Source organism: Candidatus Cloacimonadota bacterium (assembly GCA_011372345.1).
Taxonomy (GTDB): domain Bacteria; phylum Cloacimonadota; class Cloacimonadia; order Cloacimonadales; family TCS61; genus DRTC01.
Map to the genome: position 1 here is coordinate 1 of DRTC01000133.1, position 1,504 is coordinate 1,504.

Here is a 1,504-nt window from a genome sequence, read left to right on the forward strand (position 1 = left end):
CTTCTCACCTTTAATTCTCTAAAGATTCCTCGAAAGAAAAATATATAAGAAACCTTATAATGATAATACAAGCAAGACTTGACTCGTAGCGAAGCGTGAGTCGAGAATTGCGAAAATTATTTTAAGATTTTTCACTGTTGTCGGTTGTTCTCAACTTGACGACTTCGTCTTTCAAGTCGAGTCCAACCTGAACATCATTCTTTATCTCTTTGACGAAAAAGAGTTTTGATAGATGTTCCTTTAAATTTAAAATATTCCCTGATCTGATTCCTTAAATACCGACGATAATGTTCGGTTACCAATTTTGGATTATTGCAGAAAAAAATAAAGGTTGGAGGATGGACTTTAACCTGGGTACAGTAAAAGATTTTCGTATGTTTTCCGCTGGAGTGGGTGGGAGGAAACTTTGTTGTAACTTTCTCGAGAAATTTATTTAATTCGGATGTTGGAATTCGCTTTTTGCTTTCAGCTTCCACTTTCTGGATAATGTCCATGATTTTCTGAACTCTCTGTCCGGTTAAAGCAGAAATGAAAATAATTGGAGCAAATTGAGCAAAAGGCAAAATTCGTTTGATATTGCTCACAAATTCACCAACCGACGAATTGTCTTTTTTAACCAGATCCCACTTATTCACGAGAATGATAATCTCTTTATAATTGCGAGCAGCATAAGATGCGATTTTCTGATCCTGATTGGAAATTTCCTCCATTGCATCTAAAATCAGCAAAACTATATCTGCCCGATTGATGCTTTCAATAGTTCGCATATTACTGAAATATTCGACTCCGTATTGAATCCGCTTTTTCTTCCTCAAACCGGCAGTATCGATGAATGTCATTTTAGTTTGATGATAATTCAGATGCAGGTCTATCGAATCGCGGGTAGTTCCCGGAACATCGGTAACGATCGTTGTCTGTTCACCCATTATTCTATTGATAAGAGACGATTTTCCAACATTCGGTTTTCCCACGAGTGCAATTTTTATGGAATCATCATCTTCTTCATTTGCCGGAACTTTTTGGATCTTCGTGATCAATTCATCGAGAAAGTTACCCGTATTTCTTCCTTGGTTGGCAGCAATTGGAAAGGCATCTCCAAACCCGAGTTTGAGAAAATCATAAACTTCCAATTCGTCTTTTTCATTATCGACTTTGTTGGCAACCAGCATAACTTTTTCTCGATGTCCGGAAAGTATTTTTGCGACTTCCATATCCATATCTGTTGTTCCAACTTTTGCATCTACCAGAAATAAGATCAAATCAGATTCTTCAATGGCAATTTCTGCCTGGAATTTTACGGCTTTGTCGATTTTATCGACTGATTTCGGGATAATTCCGCCTGTATCGACCAAGATAAAAGTGTTTCCCGACCATTCGGCTTCTTCGTATTTGCGGTCGCGGGTAACTCCTTCTTCGAAGTCCACGATTGCTTTCCGTTTTCTGCAAATTCGGTTGAATAATGTCGATTTCCCGACATTTGGTCTGCCTACGATCGCAACTACAC

The 1,504-nt window shown here is 38.2% G+C and carries 1 protein-coding gene; it reads right to left on the bottom strand.

What is annotated here, in order from left to right:
* Positions 1-194: 194 nt before the first annotated feature.
* Positions 195-1,493 (bottom strand): ribosome biogenesis GTPase Der, encoded by a 1,299-nt coding sequence (locus ENL20_02475; protein ID HHE37420.1) that lies wholly within the window; start codon positions 1,491-1,493, stop codon positions 195-197.
* Positions 1,494-1,504 lie beyond the last annotated feature (11 nt).